This is a genomic window from Salsuginibacillus halophilus (assembly GCF_003014715.1).
Classification (GTDB): domain Bacteria; phylum Bacillota; class Bacilli; order Bacillales; family Marinococcaceae; genus Salsuginibacillus; species Salsuginibacillus halophilus.
Genome location: NZ_PYAV01000007.1, coordinates 153,544 through 170,491, shown reverse-complemented (window position 1 = coordinate 170,491; position 16,948 = coordinate 153,544). Strand labels below are relative to the sequence as shown.

Below are 16,948 nucleotides of genomic sequence, written 5' to 3'. Positions count from 1 at the left end.
AAGAACCGTTAAGCAATCATTGATTAAACATACATTTCAAATAAACAGAGGGTTGCAACGAGCAGCCAAAAAAAGAAAGGAAAGGTTAATATGAGCGAGTATAAAGTGTTTCTTGTTGAAGATGAAGAGAACCTTTCGGAAGTATTGAAAGCGTATATGGAAAAAGAAGGATGGGAGGTAAGCGTCTTTGCTGACGGAGAATCAGCTCAGAAAGCTGTTGAAGATACACCACACTTGTGGGTGCTTGATATTATGCTGCCGGGAACAGACGGCTATCAAATCTTAAAAACCATCCGTGAGAAACAAGGGGCAGTCCCTGTTATCTTTATTTCAGCCCGGGACCAGGACCTTGATCGGGTACTCGGTCTCGAGATGGGAAGTGATGACTACTTAGCTAAGCCGTTTTTACCGCAGGAGTTGATTATTCGTGCGAAAAAGCTGCTTTCAAGAGTTTATGTTGAAGAAGCAGAGGCCTCAAGTGCTTTTGATTTAAATAACTACACAATCGATCCGGAGGCACGGACAGTAGTGGATACAGAAGATGAAAACCATATCGTTGATTTAACGACAAAAGAGATGGATTTAATTCTGCTTTTAACTGAACAAGTTGGAAAAGCGTTATCTCGCGAAGAAATTATTGAAAATGTATGGGGCGAAAATTACTTTGGCTCCGAGCGGGCGGTTGATGATGTCGTCCGCCGCGTCCGTAAGAAAATGCCTCGTATTCACTTGGAGACACTGTACGGTTATGGTTACAGAGTTCTATCCTCATGATTAGAATGAATCTCACCCGGCGCATTTGGCTTTCGTTTATTGCGTTGGTTGTTTTGGTCGGGTTGACATTAGTCGTTGTTTATCCGATTTCGATTAAAGGAACATTGACAGAAGAAACGTACCGGATTATTGAGCAGGAACAGGCCCGGTTTGCCATGCCGTTTAGCGATTTTTACGATGTGCCGGAATCAGAACTTGATTTCATTGAACGTCGGGAAGCAGAACGGGCAGTTGGACATTTATTTTTAATTGACGGCCAATTTGGTACGCAGCAAGGCGATCCTGTGCCTGATAATGTTTTGCGGGAAATGGTAGCCAACGCTGTAGATCAAGATACAGAGCGGGGCCGCTACGAGTTAACATATAGTGGTGCTACATTGTTTTATGTCATTACACATGTTGATGATGGCAATGAGGACGGCTATCAAATCTCTTATATGTGGGATACTTACCGTGATTTAATGGTGAACAGACTGTGGGAACGGCTCATTTACTTATTAGTTATTGCCGGCGCCCTCAGCCTGCTCCCGGCGATCTGGCTGAAACGTTATTTACGGCAGCCGCTGCGTCTTTTAGGTAATCATTTTGAGCAGATTTCAAAGCGAAACTGGAAAGAGCCATTTCATTGGGAAGGTGACGATGATTTCCGTAAGCTTTCTGATCAATTTGAGCAAATGCGGCAAAACTTAATTCGGTACGACCGTTCGCAGAAAACGTTTATTCAGCATGCCTCACATGAATTAAAAACGCCGATTATGGTTGTGAAAACGTACGCCCAATCTGTTAAAGATGGGATTCTTCCAAAGAAAGATATGGAAAAAACGATGGATGTTATTCTTGCAGAAGCAGACCGGATGGAACACCGTGTCAGAGACATGCTTTACTTTACAAAGCTTGATACGTTGAAAAAAGAAACGATTAACTTAGAGTTGATCCGTTTTGGTGAAATTGCTTATCAAATCGAAGAGCGTTTCCGTATGCAGCGAAGCGATGTGAAAATTTTAATTGCTGGTGCAGATCAAGAGTTCACAGGTGATGTAGAGCATATTCAAGTACTTTTAGAAAATCTCATTGAAAACGCCATGCGCTATGCAGTATCGACGATTGAAATGAGAATTGAACAGAAAAATGATGAAGCTGTCATTATCGTAGAAAATGACGGGGACCACATTCCGGAGGAAGAACTACCGCATTTATTCGACCCATTCCGGAAAGGAAACAAAGGTCAGTTTGGTCTAGGGTTAGCCATTGTCAGTCGAATTGCTGAATTACATCACGGCACGTATCATGTGACAAATACGCCGCATGGGGTTGCGTTTCAAGTACACCTGCCGTTTAGTGAAGTGTCAGATAAAGACGAATAAAGCAAAAGCAGCCCGCTGGATATAGCTAATCAGGCGGGCTGTTTTTGTACACTTACGTTTTGTTGTGGTTTGTATGAAAAAGGAAGGTGATATGTGTTAAAATAAATTTAGCATTATTTTCTAGGTAAGGAGATTTACATATGGAAAGAAATTATTTAACAATTGTAACTGTCGGTTTGATGTTGATCGTGGTTTCTTCTGTTATGATTCAAGATCACTCGCCTTATGCTGCTGGCATCTTATCAGGTGTTAGTTTGACGATTATGGGATTTGCAGCTTATAAAATGCTTCAAAAAGAGCGAGGCAAAAAACCGCATCCCAATGAAACCGGGTGAGCATAAGTCACCGTGTCTTTTTAGTCCTCAACCCCCTCGGCAGAAAACCACAGCCTGCGGGATTTTCTCACTCGTTGTTCTGCGTAGGCGCCTCCGGTGCTCGTCAGCCTTGCGTCGTTATGAATCAGCTTCATCATGATGCTTCTGAACGATCAAGCGAACCATAAACAAAAGGTAATTGTAAAAGTGACCGAAACGAAAGATGGCGACTCCCAGAGGATCTTAAGCCAAGCCCTCGGGAAAGCGTCCGCTTTCGTTCCGGTTACGTTCATTGTTCGATTTTATCCTCTCAATAGGACAGCCCCCGGAGCTCAGAGTAAGTAAGTTGTGAGTTAATGTTAAGTTTTGTACTTTGTCAACAGTCTGGGAACCTCCATGTATAGGAGGTTCTGTTTTTTTATCCAAGTGACAGAGCATCAAACTTGTATTACCCTGGTTGGTTAACAGAACTGCTGTGATATACTGAATGGAGTAAAGTTAATTAGTGATAGATGAGAAAGGACGGCTGGTGGTTTATGGAACAAGGGATCCGTAAAAAACAAGTTGGCGACCGTGTCGAACAGTATGCACTCATTCGTTCCTCGGTGCGCGGCATTGCTAGTAACAATAAACCGTTTTTAACGGTGATGTTAAGTGATAAAAGTGGAGAAATTGAAGCGAAGCTCTGGGGTGTGACGCCTGAAGATGAGGTGCAGTATCAAGCGCGTACGCTTGTTTATGTACAAGGAGAAGTTGTTGATTTTAAAGGCCGGCTGCAGTTAAAAGTTCGCAGCATTCGTCCGTCAAACGAACACGATCACGTACAGGTTGCTGACTTTGTAAAATCAGCACCACTCACCCAGGAAGAACTGCTTGCAAATATTCACGCTTACATATTTGCGATTGAAAACTCAAAACTGCAGCGCATTACGCGCCATTTAGTCAAAAAACATCAAGAAGCATTTTTAACATCACCGGCAGCCACAAAAAATCACCACGAGTTTTTATCCGGGCTTGCTTACCATGTCAATTGCATGCTTGATTTAGGAGATGCGCTTGTTAAGCTCTATCCGCACGTGAATGCAGACTTGTTGTACGCAGGAATTATTCTGCATGACTTAGGAAAAGTACGTGAGCTTTCGGGGCCGATTGATACCGCTTATACCCTTGAAGGTAAGTTAATTGGTCATATTTCTTTAATGGCTACAGAAATTGATAAAGCGGCAGAAGAATTAGGTATTGAAGGAGAAGAACCTTTAATGCTGCAGCATTTAATCTTAAGTCACCACGGTAAAGGTGAGTGGGGAAGTCCGAAAGCACCGCAAGTTAAAGAAGCGGAACTGCTTCATTATATCGATAATGTGGATGCCCGGATGGAAATGTTGAAAGAAGCTTTAGGTCCGGTATCTCCGGGACAGTTCTCTGAACGTGTACAAGCAATGGAGTTTCGCCAGTTTTATAAGCCATCATTTATTCCGGAGGACAACGAAGATGATTCATAACTTGTCCTGTCCACTCATAACGTAATGATAAAGGTTCGTTTTGAGTGAAGGAGGACAATCAAATGGACAAGCGGACAAAACGTTTTTTAGGTACATCTGTGGTTTTATTTGTACTGCTCGTGGCATTTCAACGTTTTACCCCAAATGCATTTCTCGGTCAGCCGTTATGGGTTTATGTAGCAGCAGCGGCGGCTCTTGGGAGTGGTTGGATGTGGCTGCGGACACGTGCAGAGGAGCAAAAGGAAGACAGTCAATGGATTGAACAAGAAGGTCGTATTTATATTCGCCGTATGGAAGCAGAAAAAGAACGGCGCCAGATGAACGAACGCTAATAAACAAGCCCGGCGGTGATTAAACCGCCGGGCTTTTTGTTCTTTTTATACAGAGTTATAGCTCAACCCAGTCTTCGTAAGCTTCATCAATGGTAAGGTCTGTTTCTTCCATCAGCTCTTGGATAATTTCCTCAGAGGATTTTGATTGTTCCTGGACGAGTTGCTGTTCAATATCTTCTTCAAAATCTTCATAGCTGTCGCGGGTATCAAGCACTTCAATGATATGGTAACCGTGATCGGTTTCAACTGGTTCGCTCACTTCACCTGGCTCAAGGGTAAATGCTTCTTCTTCAAATGGTTCTACCATTGTACCACGGTTAAAAAAGCCGAGGTCGCCGCCTTCTTCATTGGAGCCTGGGTCTTCAGAGTGAATTTCAGCGAGTTCTTCAAAATCACCACCGTCTTCAAGCTCTTGAAGAACTTCTTCTGCTGTTTCTTCATCAGCAACTAAAATGTGACGGGCGTGAACTTCTTCAAATTGTTCAGCGTTTTCTTCAAAATAGGATGCTTTATCATCTTCAGAAACATCAACATCTTCGCTAGCAAGCTGGTCAATAACGAGTTGCGGCTTTATAAACTCCTCAATTAACTGCTCTTCAGATTGAAATGTTATTTGAAACTGCATTTCGAGAATAGAACGCAGCTCTTCTTCATTGTCAGCATTGTATTGTTCCATAAACTCATTCAGCAGTTCCTCAGCATCTTCGTCAGTAATACCGAGTTCATCTGCCTGCTTTTGTACAACCTTTGTTTGCAGCATATCGTTAAGTGTTTGCGGGCCATAACGATCTTTTAACTCATCGGTTAGTTCTTCTTCAGTAATCATTTCTTCTCCAACTTCAGCTACAGTTGTGTCATTATTCTCGCTGGTTTCTTCATTTTGTTCTTCTTCCTGATCCGTACAGCCGGTAAGAAATAAAGCACCGGCGCCAATCACCAGTGTCCACCGGTTCATCGCTCTCATATTGCTTTCATCCCCTTTAGTTCATCTTTCAGACCTTCACTATACCATAAAACGCTTCATAATGGAAAAGCCTTCAATTTCAACAGTGCCCAAACACATTTTAAACTTTGCGCATAGACTGAGGATAACTACGAAGCAGGAGGTGTCGCTATGTCCAAAGGTTACCATGGCAACTTTGCGCTGATTGTCGTACTTTTCATTCTGCTCGTTATTGTAGGTGCGTCCTGGTACTGCTAAAACATGATGAGAGTGAAGAAGGAGGTGGGCTTTCATGGGACATTATCACTCTAAAGACGGCACAGGCTTTGCGTTAATTGTCGTATTGTTTATTCTGCTCGTAATTATTGGGGCAGCTTGGTGCTAAAGCCGAAACAAAAAAGGCAGCTGTGCACAGCTGCCTTTTTTACATACAACTTGTTAACTTTGGTCGTTTTACCAGCTGATCCTTTAGGTGAAAAGGACTTTAACGTAAGTTGAGGTGAGTAAAATCATAATGAGTATGTTCACGGTGCGAAAGACTTTCGGCACCCGCTCATCGGAAATTTCGCGCTGTACACAGAGCGTGTTAGTCATAGAATTAATAATGAATAAATATAGCCCGCTTAAAATCACAAATAAAACGACAAACATGGTTTGAAACCCCCATTTCCTCTCTACGTATACTTTATCAAAACTTAAGCTGAAATGATAGCGAAAAACAAAGATTGCAAATCATGATAAAATAAAATTGTATAGAGAGAAAGGGGAGAGAAATGTGCCAAGGTATGAACGAAAAAGTCGATGGAAAACAGCTTTTGTCTCTTTAGCTGTAATGAATGTACTTATCATTGCAGGGTTGATCGGGGCATGGATGTTTATGATGCCAACAGTTTCAAGTGTAGATGAGCCCGAATCACCTGCTGCACCAGAAGAATCGGCTGTGCTGCATATGCAGGCTTCTTATGCGCAGGTCAATGATCTTCTGGCAAGGGCTGAAGAAGACATTGATATCCGGCTTACATCGGATGGGGTTGAGCTTGTTGACACGTACAGTATCCTCGGGCAGGATGCAGAATTGCGTAGTGTACTTGCCCCTGAAGTGCAGGAGGATGGAAACTTAGTGCTTCATCAGCAGCAGTTTTCATTTGGACCATTTAATCTTCCAGGTGCTGAAGCCTTTGAAATTATTCAGTCTCAAGCGGATTTGCCTGAAGGTGTTACGATCCGGCCACAGGCAGAGGAAGTTTATGTACATTTACGTGAACTTGATGTTACAGAAGACTTTTATGTACTTATCGATGAAATAAATGAGACTGAAGAGGAAATTAACATGTCACTCTATCCCCGCTCATGATAAATGAAGAACCATCTTCCTAAGATGCGGAAGATGGTTCTTTCGTTAATATATCAATGTGATTATGGCGGGATTCAATATAAGCTTGACGCGGCGTTTTTAAAAGTAACAAAGCAAAACGAAGGTCAGCAAAGCTGATACCTGTATTCACAGCTGCTGCGAATAAAAAGTAAGGCATTAAGGCAGGGAAGGCAGCTGCACCGATAAACAGCGGTCCGGACAAGCAGACAAACGGTGCAAGAAGCGACATAAGATAAATGTTACGCGGTGCCGGATCGGCATGCTTGTAATAAAAATAAAACTTGCGCTTTCGCTTCATAATTTTAGGTTTCACTTTATACTTAAACAGCCAGAAGGCGCCAAGATGGATCATAGCATGTAGTGGGAATAAAGCAGCGGTAAACGCTGTGAACTGCCAGAATGTTAATTGGTAAAAGGAACTAACAGACTGCAGTAAAGTAAAAAAGGGATACAGACCAATAAAAGTAATGGTACCTAGTAAAATGGATAGAAAGAAAGTCCGGTAAAAATGACGGCGTTGTTTCATTTGAAGTGATTGCAAGCAGTTCATCGTCTGTACCCCCTTAGAAGTCAATAGTTCCTAGTGTACTGTACGTTTTGTGAAGAGAAAAATCAAGAGGAAAATTGTTATTGAGAAAATTTTTGGATATTTCTTTGCAACGTACAGGATGTGTTCATAGAAGAATACTCTTCTCACTTAATATCAGTATTTAAACAAAAAAAGCCCCTCAACCTTGTAAAAGGCGAGGGGTCAGCGTGTAGACAAACTACACAACTTACGGCTTCAACCGCCGCGGGCTTCCCTATTAAGAGGCAAAACCGGATCATGAACGTAACCAACACTACGGACGGACGCTTTCCCGAGGGCTTGGCTTCAGCTAACTTGTTCGATTTGATTACCAATCGAACAAGTGAATCTTCAGCCTGCGCTTGATCCTCTGGGAGTCGCCGTCTTTTGTTTCGGTTACTTATTAGTTAACGGATCATGAAGAATTTCCATTGGATATGGTTCACTTGATCGCTCATGAAGCGTCATGATGAAATTGATTCATCTAAATATCGCTTGATCAAAAGGCTCTCTACAATTCATGACCATCAAATGACGCAAGGCTGACGAGCATCGGCGGCGACGCCACCAGGAACAGCGCGAGCCGAAAATCCCGCAGGCAGTGACTTTCTGCCGAGGAAGTTGAGGTCGTGACGGGGGCTAAGAAGACACGGTGAGATCAAGCGTTAGCGCAGATCAAACCGATGTCACACTTGTGCCCTCCGGGTGCAAGCGTCCGCCGAAAAGCGACATCAGCCTCCGCTTTTCTTGAAAGTTTGTCTACAGCCTGGCCCCTCAACCTTGTAAAAGGTGAGGGGCAAAAGCTGTATTCAGCTTTTCCGAGGAACAAGCTGTCCGTTATGCTCTGTAAAGTCCTGCTCAATTGCATGAGCGGAAGTTTCAACTGCTTCCATGAAAGAATCACCGTAAATGTCACCGATGAGTGTAAGCAGCTCAGGAAATTCAGGCAACCGACTTTGTTCCTCCAAAATTGAACGGGTACCTTCATAGATCTCATGCGCTTCAGGCTGAAAGGCGGCCATTGATTCGAGAAATAATGCTTTACCTTCTGGTGTTAAATAAACGTAAGTGTTGCGTTTATCGTCTGCTTTTTTCGAAAATGTAAGCAGCCCCCGTGCTTCAAGCTTTTTAGAAAAGTTAAAGGCAGTTGATACATGCATGACGCCAAAATTTGCAAGATCCGACACAGAAGATCCATTAAAATGATAAAGGATCCATAGAATATGGTGTTCATTAATATTCAATTCAAAAGGACGAAGCCACTCCTGCCAATCCCTTTCAGCGCTTTTCCATAATGCTTTACTTAATTGAGCAAGTTTGTGTGTAAAAATGATCGATTGTTTCGTTGATGGGTTGTTAGCATCCATGAAGTACCTCCATATGAAAGGTTTAATTAAGACTGTGATTTGAAAGTGTCTTGATTCTCACGAACTTTTTGTTGAAGATCATTAGCTTCAAGACCGATTTCTTTCCAAGTTGGTTCAACATCTTCGCGAAAGCGGTGAATTGTCGTTGACAGCTCTTTTTGAAAATGGCGCACAGCTTCTTTACCTTCTTCAGTAACTGATTTCCAATCGTCTTTTGCCGGGGGCACAGTATTTTCGTCACTTTTTACTGATTCTTCAATCTTTTCACGCCACTCACTTCCAGCACGTTTTGTCGTTAAAAGGGTAATAAGTGTACTTGCAAAGAGACCGACGGCAGCGCCGAGCGAGGTAGAACGTACATCCATAAGTGTTATACATCCTTTCCTTAACTGTAATATAAGCGTATATAAACTATATCTCCCCGTTTTTTTATATAAAAAAACCACAGGTCATCTCTTATGACCTGTGGCAGCGGGGTCTATCAATTTTTACGTAGCTTACAAAAGCGAAGCATAAATGATACGGGTTAACCGTGTTTTGCTTGAAAGTCCTTCATAAAGCTGCGCAGTGCTTCACAAGTTTCTAAAGGAACAGCGTTATAAATTGATGCCCGGCAGCCGCCAACAGAGCGGTGACCGTTTAAGCCGATAAACCCGGCATCTTTAGCCTCGGCAAGGAACGTTTGATTTAGTTCTTCTGAAGGCAGGTTAAAGGTAACGTTCATGTGCGAGCGGCTGTCGGCTGCCGCGTGACCGGTATAAAAGCCGCCGCTGTTGTCGATGGTGTCATAAAGAACGGCTGCTTTCTCATCGTTTCGCTTGGCCATTCCTTCGGCACCGCCGTTTTCTTTCACCCAGGAGAGTACTTGATATAGCATATAAATCGCAAATGTAGGTGGTGTATGATACAGCGAATCTTTATCTGCATGGGTATCATAACGAAGCAACGTTGGTGTATGTTCAGGTGTACGTTCATACATTGAACGTTCGGCAATCACAATGGTCACACCTGACGGACCAAGATTTTTCTGAGCGCCGGCGTAAATGAGTTGATAGTTTTCAACTGGAAACGGGCGGCTTAAGATATCACTGGACATATCGGCAATTAAAGGCGCAGGTGCATCTAGTGCCAGGTCCTGCCACTGTGTGCCGTAAATTGTGTTATTAGAGGTGATATGAATATAATCATCAGTATTTGACCAGTTCAACTCACTTGTGTGAGGAATGCGGCGGTACTGCTCATCTTTTGTGGAGCCACCGGTATATGGATGCGCGAGAAGCTTGGCTTCTTTTAAGGCTTTCTCTGACCAGGAGCCGGTAAGGATATAATTCGGCTGTCCTTTTGTTAAAAAGTTCATTGGAATCATTGGAAACTGCAGGCTCGCTCCACCTTGCAGGAGTAGAATGTCGTGTGTGTCAGGAACGTTCAATAACTCCCGCAGTAAATCCTTTGCTGCATGATGAACTTGTTCGTAGTCTTGGCTGCGGTGACTTAATTCCATCACGGACATTTCCGTATGACGGAAATTCATCAGCTCGTCTTTTGCTTGAGCTAAAGCTTGATCCGGAAGGGCTGCCGGACCGGCGTTAAAGTTGTGTGCCCGTACCATGGATAGACAACTCCTTTTTCTCATTAACGTAGTTATGTTTTAGTGCGATAAACTTATCCTAACAGACAGGAAGGGCAGGGGGCTATCTTTTTTCAGGTTTATTGAAAACAGGTGCCCGCCTGTAAGAAAGGAGCGGGCACCTGCTGTGGTTGTTTTTTACGATTATGCTTCATCTTCAAGTTGTTTTTGAATGGAAGTCGCCATCGCCTGCAGGTCAGCATTTGATACTTCAAGGCCACTTTGAAAGTTCGGTTGATAACCATCTTGTCCGTCACCATAGCGCGGTATGAAATGCATATGGTAATGAAATACAGACTGCTCGGCTGCTTCACCATTATTGTTTAATAAATTCATGCCCAGTGGTTTAAATTCAGCTTCAATCGCTCGGGCAATCCGCGGCGCCACTGAAAATAGGTGTGCGGCCAGTTCGGAATCTAAATGAAAGATGTCCGGTTGATGATCTTTCGGGATGAGCAGGGTGTGGCCTTTTGTTACTTGGCTGATATCAAGAAAAGCAAGCACGTATTCATCTTCATATACTTTGGCGGCGGGAATTTCTTCTTGAACAATTTTACAAAAAATACAATCTGGATCAAATGCCACGACGAACACCTCCGTTAATTTGTTGATAATTTTATCATAACAAAATACAGACGAAACCGCACAGATTTGGAAGTTGTGCTTCGTTTGTACATTATGTTTTGTGATACAATAATTTACGAAAAGAAGGAGGTTAACGATATGAAATTCTTATCAATCTTGCTAATAGCGATGATTACACTGTCGGCATGTGCATCACCTGGCAATATACCGAATGTTGGAGAGCAAAAAGAGCATGGTTTTGACATGATTGAAACGACTGCTGAGGCAGCTGAACTGCCTAGATTTTTAGAACATACCCATGAAGATATTGAATCTGTTTACGAAGAAGTTGTTCAACACGAGGAGCTACTGACTCATATTCCCTGCTACTGTGGTTGTGGTGATTCTGCCAATCACCGGGACGTTTACGAATGCTTTGTGCATCAAGTAAGTGAGGATGGCTCTGTGACTTGGGATGATCACGGGATGAAGTGCGGGGTGTGTCTTGAAATTGCACACACGGCTGTACAGATGAAAAACGACGGTATAGATAAAGCAGATATTAGAACGGCGATTGATGCGCATTACGGTGAGGATTATCCGGAACCAACACCGACACCGGAAATTTCAAGTGAATAAATGGCAAAGTAAAAGCTTGTAACGTAGAAAATTACGTAAAGGAGCGCTTATATGAGTGCGTTGTTAAATATTGAAGGCATCACCGGCGGCTATTCTGTGCAGAAGCCGGTGCTGCATGACGTGTCTTTTACGGTACATACCAATGAAATTGTTGGCTTAATAGGCTTAAACGGTGCCGGCAAGAGCACGACAATCAAGCATGTACTTGGTTTGATGGAACCGTCGAAAGGGAGTATTGCCTTGAACGGCCGTACATTTGTAGAGGACCCGGAAGCTTATCGACAGGCGCTTTCGTTTATTCCGGAAACCCCGATTTTGTATGAAGAGCTGAATTTATGGGAGCACCTGCAGCTTGCTGCGATGGCGTATGGCATTGATGAAGATGTATTTGAGCGCCGGGCACAGGAATTGTTAAAAACGTTCCGGATGGAGAAAATGAAGCGGTGGTTTCCGAGTCATTTTTCGAAAGGGATGCGTCAGAAAGTGATGATCATGTGTGCCTTTTTAGTTGATCCTGAACTTTACGTTGTAGATGAGCCATTTGTCGGCTTGGACCCGGTAGCGATTCAATCGCTGCTCGACCGGATGACTGAAATGAAAGCGAACGGCGCCGGTATATTAATGTCGACTCACATTTTAACGACAGCTGAAAAGTATTGTGACCGCTTTGTTCTTCTGCACGACGGGGTGCTTAAAATGAAAGGAACGCTTGAAGAACTGCAGCAGCAGGCAGGGATGCCGGGTCAGTCACTTGATGATATTTATATCGCTGTAACAAAGGAAGGTTCAGAATGAGCCCGGAAAAGTTATGGGGAGAACGGGTACAAGCGTTTTGGGACACCGCATTTCGTTATTTGCGCTTAATAGGTAACAGTGGTTTTATGTTTGCGCTTTATATCTTGGTGCTTGTCGGTAGTTACTATTACAGTACTTTTTTAGAGTGGCTGCCGGAGACATTTCCGGTCGTGTTTATACTTGCTGCAGTATTTAGTTTATTACTGACACGCAGCCCGGTGCGGACGTTTCTAAAAGAAGGCGATTTGGTATTTCTTCTTCCGCTTGAAATGAGGCTGCGTTCGTACTTTCGGGCTTCAGTTTTATATTCAGCAGCATTTCAAACGGCAGGTATCGTTGTACTTATGGTTGTATTAAGCCCTTTGTTTCTCGATCGGATTTCATCTGACGGGAGTTATTGGTTTTATACGGTCGCCTTGCTGGCATTGGCAAAATTGTGGAACAGTGCGTGTCGCTGGGCGGAGTACCGGCTGCAGGATACGAAAACGCGCGATATGCATGTCTGGCTGCGTTTAATTGTAAATGCTGTTTTTACCTTTTTACTTTTTCAAGCTGCACCGCTTTATTTCACATTGATCGTTCTAGCAGCGATGGTGTTTGTATATAAGTTTTACTACGAACCATTATTAAGTAAACACCGGGTCAAATGGCAACAGGTACTCGAAATGGAAGAGCGTTTGTTAACAACCTTCTATCGGATGGCAAACATGTTTACAGATGTCCCGCATATTAAAGGAACTGTGAAAGAGCGGCGGTGGATTTCACGTTGGGTCGATCGTTTACCGTATCGCCGTCAAAGCGTTTTTACGTTTATGTACGCTAAAGCATTTATACGGGCGAGGGACTATTTTGGTATTTATATTCGCTTAACGACCGCTGCAGCTGTGTTCATTTATGCTTCACCAAATGTTTGGCTCGCATTCGGTCTGCTGTTTCTGTTTATTTTTATGACCGGCCAGCAGCTGTTAACTTTGTATTTTCATTTCGATACAAAAGCCCTCCCGGATTTGTATCCGCTGCCTCATGGCTTAAAGCGGAGCAGCTTTTTAACTTTGGTTGAACAGCTTTTACTCGTGCAAACAGTCGTAAGTGCTGTGATGCTATTTGTGTTTCATACGGCATGGCTGCCTTTTGCGCTCGGGCTGCTCGCAGGTTCCGGTTTTACGCTTTGGTATGTGCGGCAGCAGTTAAATACAAAGCTGAAATTAAAATGAAGAGGGGGTTGCTGCATGGAGCCGGAGGAACAACAGGCGGCTGAAGATATTAAATATTGGGCACGCCAAATTGAAAAACCCCACTCTGTCCCTAAGGGTTGGACAAAAGCTGTGCAAAAGAAATGGAACCGTCTGCTGCCTGAAAGCTTTCATGAAACGGTAGGTACGAGTGTGAAGATGATGGTGGAGCAGACGTTTCGCACGCAGCGCCTCTTGGATAAAGAGACTGTGATCCGTCCGGCCTCTCTTAGTGAAGCTGATCAAGCTTTTCAAGATGTATTAGAAAAGTATAAACGGATCGCAGCTGCTGAAGGTGCAGGTACCGGCGCAGGCGGTCTAATTCTCGGTGCGGTTGATTTTCCGGCACTACTGTCGATCAAGATGCGGTTTCTTTCGCAGGCTGCGGTCTGTTATGGCTATCAACCGAATGAAATGGAAGAGCGGCTGTTTATGATGTATATTTTTCAATCCGTTTTTTCCTCGAAAAGTCAGCAGCAGCAGGCATTACAATATTTGCTTGCCTGGCCGCAGCTCAAGCAGCGCTTTCCAAGTCAGTGGACGCTGTCCGATGCATTGAGCTGGACAGCTTTTCAAGAAGAATACCGGGATGCGATCGATGTGGTAAAACTTTTGCAGCTGATCCCGGGCGCCGGAGCCGTGTTTGGTGCGTGGGCGAATAACAGGCTGCTCGATGCTTTAGGAGCCAGTGCCAAACAAGCTTACCGGCTGCGCTGGCTGCAGGATGAACATAAGGTGTCCTCATATGTGCTGTTAAAAGAGAATATTTAAGCCGGCTGGTTCATTTACCTGCCGGCTTTTTTGTAATGTTGAGGATTTCGAAAGCTTTTTCAAATAATCTGCCTCCGTAGTAATCAATTGAGAAAGTTATACGGCTTTTAGGGGTTGAATCCGGGTCCTTCTCCGACCTATGCCAACGCATATAACTTAAAGTTTAATAGTGTGTAGAAGTTAACGTTTATATTTTAAGTTTCAAGGGTATTAATTATTTTTAGTGCCCTAAAACTTTTAAATGCACCAGATTCCTTCCTTATATATCTTCGCTTGATCGCTTGAAAAGGTGCTGTACATATCTTTTAGCTGGATCGTCGAGCCGGCAGAAACCTTCAAAAAACAGGTAGATTTTTTGACAGTCTACAAAAATTCGAGCTTTTCACTTTATCTTTCAGCCATTATTTATTATTATTATTATGTGAGAATAGATGTTGATGTTTGAATCAATCGTTCGTTTCTGAATGATTGTTAAACACAATATCTAAATATCTTAAGAACGGGGAGGAAACAATTTATGCATTCTAGCGATAACCAAAGCGGAGGCAAATGCCCATTTATGCATGGTTCAGTAACTTCTAAGACGGTTACTGGTGTTACTGATCAACAATGGTGGCCGAACTCTTTGAATTTGGACATTCTTCACCAGCATGACACAAAAACAAACCCACTAGGTGACGATTTTAATTATGCTGAAGAATTCCAAAAGATTGATTATGATGCGCTCAAGCAGGATCTCCGTGATCTCATGACAGACAGCAAAAACTGGTGGCCGGCAGACTTTGGACACTATGGTCCTTTGTTTATCCGTATGTCGTGGCACGCAGCAGGTACTTACCGTTTAGGTGACGGCCGCGGCGGTGCCGGTTCTGGAAGCCAGCGTTTTGCGCCGTTAAACAGCTGGGAAGACAACGGCAACCTTGATAAAGCACGCCGTCTTCTATTCCCGATCAAACAAAAGTACGGTGACAAAATTTCCTGGGCTGATCTGCTCGTTCTTGCAGGTAACGTTGCAATTGAAACCATGGGTGGTAAAACGATCGGCTTTGGTGCCGGCCGTGAAGATGTATGGCATCCGGAAGAAGATATTTACTGGGGCTCTGAAACAGAAATGCTCGGTAACAACCGTTATTCCGGTGATCGTGAACTTGAAGATCCACTCGCAGCGGTACAAATGGGTCTTATTTATGTTAACCCGGAAGGTCCAGACGGTGAGCCGGATCCACTCGGAAGCGCCCGTGACATCCGTGAAACGTTTAAGCGTATGGGCATGAATGATGAAGAAACAGTTGCATTAACTGCCGGAGGTCATACCTTTGGTAAATCCCACGGTGCAGGTGATGCACACAATGTCGGTCAGGACCCTGAAGCAGCTCCGATCGAAGCACAAGGTCTCGGCTGGTTGAGCACACATGGCACCGGGATGGGCAGCGACACGATCACAAGCGGCATTGAAGGTGCATGGACACCAACGCCGACAACTTGGGATATGACGTACTTTGATTTACTCTTTGGCTACGAGTGGGAGCTTACAAAGAGTCCTGCCGGCGCTTATCAGTGGGAAGCTGTAGATCAAAAAGAAGAAGATATGGCACCGGATGCTGAAGATCCATCCAAGCGTGTACGTACAATGATGACAACAGCAGATATGGCCATGCGTATGGATCCAGATTACGAGAAAATCTCTCGTCGTTTCCATGCAAACCCGCAGGAGTTTGCTGATACATTCGCTCGTGCATGGTTTAAGCTTCTTCACCGTGACATGGGGCCACGTGATCGCTACCTAGGGCCGGAAGTACCTGAAGAAGAATTTATCTGGCAGGATCCAGTACCAAGCGTTGATTATGTATTAACTGAACAAGAAATTGCAGACTTGAAAGCGAAGATTCTTGACACTGGCGTACCAATCAGTGATCTCGTGAAAGTCGCATGGGCTTCTGCAAGCTCCTTCCGTCAATCGGATAAGCGCGGTGGCGCAAATGGTGCACGCATCCGCCTTGCACCACAGAAAGATTGGGAAGCAAACGAACCAGAATTGCTTCAAAGCGTTTTGAAGGTTTACGAAGACTTGCAAAAAGAGCTCGAGAAAAATATCAGCATGGCTGACTTAATTGTTCTTGGTGGTACAGCTGCAGTTGAGCAGGCAGCGCGTAACGCTGGTGTACAAGTTACTGTACCATTCTCTCCTGGACGCGGTGACGCAACGCAGGAGCAGACAGACGAAGAAGGCTTTGAGTATCTTGAGCCTCATGCAGACGGATTCCGTAACTTCCAGATGAAAGAATACAGCGTAAGCCCTGAAGAACTGCTTGTGGATAAGGCGCAGCTCTTAAACCTTTCTGCCCCTGAAATGACAGTTCTAATCGGTGGTATGCGTGTACTTGGTGCAAACCACGGTGATACAGAGTACGGTGTATTCACTGACCGTGTTGGCACACTCTCAACCGACTTCTTTGTGAACCTGCTCGATATGAATGTGAAATGGGAAGCGGTAGACGGCCTCACTTATAACGGCCGCGATCGTGAAACAGGTGACATCGTTCGCACAGCTAGCCGTGTTGACCTTGTGTTCGGTTCAAACTCTGTACTGCGTGCGCTGGCTGAAGTTTATGCACAAGACGACAAGAAAGACAAGTTTGTGCATGACTTCATCGATGCATGGGTGAAAGTGATGGATGCTGACCGCTTTGATCTGCAGTGGACTGGTTTCACAAGCCAGGAAGCAAACGCACAATAAAGCAGGTCTACAAAACTCAAAAAGAGTAAGACCTCATAAAGAAG

20 protein-coding genes are annotated in these 16,948 nt (G+C 44.0%); 13 read left to right on the top strand and 7 right to left on the bottom strand.

Going from position 1 to position 16,948, the window contains the following annotated elements; genetic code table 11:
* The first annotated feature begins 90 nt into the window (after window positions 1-90).
* From B0H94_RS08355 to B0H94_RS08335, 5 genes are all read left to right on the top strand, one after another.
* Window positions 91-774: a response regulator transcription factor gene (locus B0H94_RS08355; RefSeq protein ID WP_106588814.1), complete on the top strand. Its 684-nt coding sequence runs from the start codon at window positions 91-93 to the stop codon at window positions 772-774.
* The gene (locus B0H94_RS08350) at window positions 771-2,138 is read left to right on the top strand and encodes a sensor histidine kinase (RefSeq protein ID WP_106588813.1); all 1,368 of its coding nucleotides are present in this window, start codon (window positions 771-773) and stop codon (window positions 2,136-2,138) included. The genes B0H94_RS08355 and B0H94_RS08350 overlap by 4 nt, the downstream gene beginning before the upstream one ends.
* A 140-nt stretch (window positions 2,139-2,278) precedes the next feature.
* Complete coding sequence (locus tag B0H94_RS08345; RefSeq protein ID WP_106588812.1) at window positions 2,279-2,473, top strand: hypothetical protein; 195 nt, start codon at window positions 2,279-2,281, stop codon at window positions 2,471-2,473.
* Between the two features lie 515 nt (window positions 2,474-2,988).
* Window positions 2,989-3,954, top strand: a complete 966-nt coding sequence (gene yhaM, locus B0H94_RS08340; RefSeq protein ID WP_106588811.1) for a 3'-5' exoribonuclease YhaM — start codon at window positions 2,989-2,991, stop codon at window positions 3,952-3,954.
* 62 nt (window positions 3,955-4,016) lie between these two features.
* Complete coding sequence (locus tag B0H94_RS08335) at window positions 4,017-4,286, top strand: sporulation YhaL family protein (RefSeq protein ID WP_106588810.1); 270 nt, start codon at window positions 4,017-4,019, stop codon at window positions 4,284-4,286.
* A gap of 55 nt (window positions 4,287-4,341) precedes the next feature.
* On the opposite strand, the gene B0H94_RS08330 is transcribed toward B0H94_RS08335, so the two are convergent.
* Window positions 4,342-5,250: a peptidylprolyl isomerase gene (locus tag B0H94_RS08330; RefSeq protein ID WP_106588809.1), complete on the bottom strand. Its 909-nt coding sequence runs from the start codon at window positions 5,248-5,250 to the stop codon at window positions 4,342-4,344.
* A 150-nt stretch (window positions 5,251-5,400) separates the two neighbouring features.
* Here B0H94_RS08330 and B0H94_RS08325 point away from each other — a divergent pair, with 150 nt between their 5' ends.
* Together B0H94_RS08325 and B0H94_RS08320 are read left to right on the top strand one after the other, a co-directional pair.
* Window positions 5,401-5,487 (top strand): YjcZ family sporulation protein, encoded by an 87-nt coding sequence (locus B0H94_RS08325; protein ID WP_106588808.1) that lies wholly within the window; start codon window positions 5,401-5,403, stop codon window positions 5,485-5,487.
* A gap of 34 nt (window positions 5,488-5,521) precedes the next feature.
* The gene (locus B0H94_RS08320) at window positions 5,522-5,614 is read left to right on the top strand and encodes a YjcZ family sporulation protein (RefSeq protein ID WP_106588807.1); all 93 of its coding nucleotides are present in this window, start codon (window positions 5,522-5,524) and stop codon (window positions 5,612-5,614) included.
* A gap of 83 nt (window positions 5,615-5,697) precedes the next feature.
* Here B0H94_RS08320 and B0H94_RS15380 read toward each other — a convergent pair whose 3' ends face one another.
* Window positions 5,698-5,880, bottom strand: coding sequence for a hypothetical protein (locus B0H94_RS15380; protein WP_106588806.1), 183 nt, complete (start codon window positions 5,878-5,880; stop codon window positions 5,698-5,700).
* A gap of 124 nt (window positions 5,881-6,004) precedes the next feature.
* Between B0H94_RS15380 and B0H94_RS08310 the strand changes: the two genes are divergently transcribed.
* Window positions 6,005-6,583, top strand: coding sequence for a YpmS family protein (locus tag B0H94_RS08310; RefSeq protein WP_106588805.1), 579 nt, complete (start codon window positions 6,005-6,007; stop codon window positions 6,581-6,583).
* Window positions 6,584-6,602: 19 nt separating this feature from the next.
* On the opposite strand, the gene B0H94_RS08305 is transcribed toward B0H94_RS08310, so the two are convergent.
* The 5 genes from B0H94_RS08305 to B0H94_RS08285 form a co-directional block, all read right to left on the bottom strand.
* On the bottom strand, window positions 6,603-7,154 hold the full coding sequence (locus B0H94_RS08305; protein ID WP_106588804.1) for a DUF3267 domain-containing protein: 552 nt from the start codon (window positions 7,152-7,154) through the stop codon (window positions 6,603-6,605).
* 827 nt (window positions 7,155-7,981) lie between these two features.
* Entirely contained in the window at window positions 7,982-8,539 is a 558-nt protein-coding gene (locus tag B0H94_RS08300) for an HTH-type transcriptional regulator Hpr (protein WP_106588803.1), read from the bottom strand.
* Between the two features lie 26 nt (window positions 8,540-8,565).
* On the bottom strand, window positions 8,566-8,904 hold the full coding sequence (locus B0H94_RS08295; protein WP_106588802.1) for a YtxH domain-containing protein: 339 nt from the start codon (window positions 8,902-8,904) through the stop codon (window positions 8,566-8,568).
* A 161-nt stretch (window positions 8,905-9,065) separates the two neighbouring features.
* Window positions 9,066-10,148, bottom strand: coding sequence for a 3-phosphoserine/phosphohydroxythreonine transaminase (gene serC, locus B0H94_RS08290; RefSeq protein WP_106588801.1), 1,083 nt, complete (start codon window positions 10,146-10,148; stop codon window positions 9,066-9,068).
* A gap of 162 nt (window positions 10,149-10,310) precedes the next feature.
* A complete protein-coding gene (locus tag B0H94_RS08285) occupies window positions 10,311-10,751 on the bottom strand; it encodes an HIT family protein (RefSeq protein WP_106588800.1) in 441 nt (146 codons plus the stop codon).
* A 138-nt stretch (window positions 10,752-10,889) separates the two neighbouring features.
* Between B0H94_RS08285 and B0H94_RS08280 the strand changes: the two genes are divergently transcribed.
* The 5 genes from B0H94_RS08280 (at window position 10,890) to katG (ending at window position 16,904) form a co-directional block, all read left to right on the top strand.
* Window positions 10,890-11,369: a PCYCGC motif-containing (lipo)protein gene (locus B0H94_RS08280; RefSeq protein ID WP_106588799.1), complete on the top strand. Its 480-nt coding sequence runs from the start codon at window positions 10,890-10,892 to the stop codon at window positions 11,367-11,369.
* Window positions 11,370-11,420: 51 nt separating this feature from the next.
* Window positions 11,421-12,164 carry an ABC transporter ATP-binding protein gene (locus B0H94_RS08275; RefSeq protein WP_106588798.1) on the top strand — a complete coding sequence of 248 codons (744 nt, stop codon included), beginning with the start codon at window positions 11,421-11,423 and terminating at the stop codon, window positions 12,162-12,164.
* Complete coding sequence (locus tag B0H94_RS08270; RefSeq protein ID WP_106588797.1) at window positions 12,161-13,378, top strand: ABC transporter permease; 1,218 nt, start codon at window positions 12,161-12,163, stop codon at window positions 13,376-13,378. Before B0H94_RS08275 ends, B0H94_RS08270 begins: the two co-directional genes overlap by 4 nt.
* A gap of 15 nt (window positions 13,379-13,393) precedes the next feature.
* Window positions 13,394-14,167 carry an EcsC family protein gene (locus B0H94_RS08265; RefSeq protein WP_106588796.1) on the top strand — a complete coding sequence of 258 codons (774 nt, stop codon included), beginning with the start codon at window positions 13,394-13,396 and terminating at the stop codon, window positions 14,165-14,167.
* Between the two features lie 517 nt (window positions 14,168-14,684).
* Window positions 14,685-16,904 carry a catalase/peroxidase HPI gene (gene katG / locus B0H94_RS08260; RefSeq protein WP_106588795.1) on the top strand — a complete coding sequence of 740 codons (2,220 nt, stop codon included), beginning with the start codon at window positions 14,685-14,687 and terminating at the stop codon, window positions 16,902-16,904.
* The last annotated feature ends 44 nt before the right edge of the window (window positions 16,905-16,948 follow it).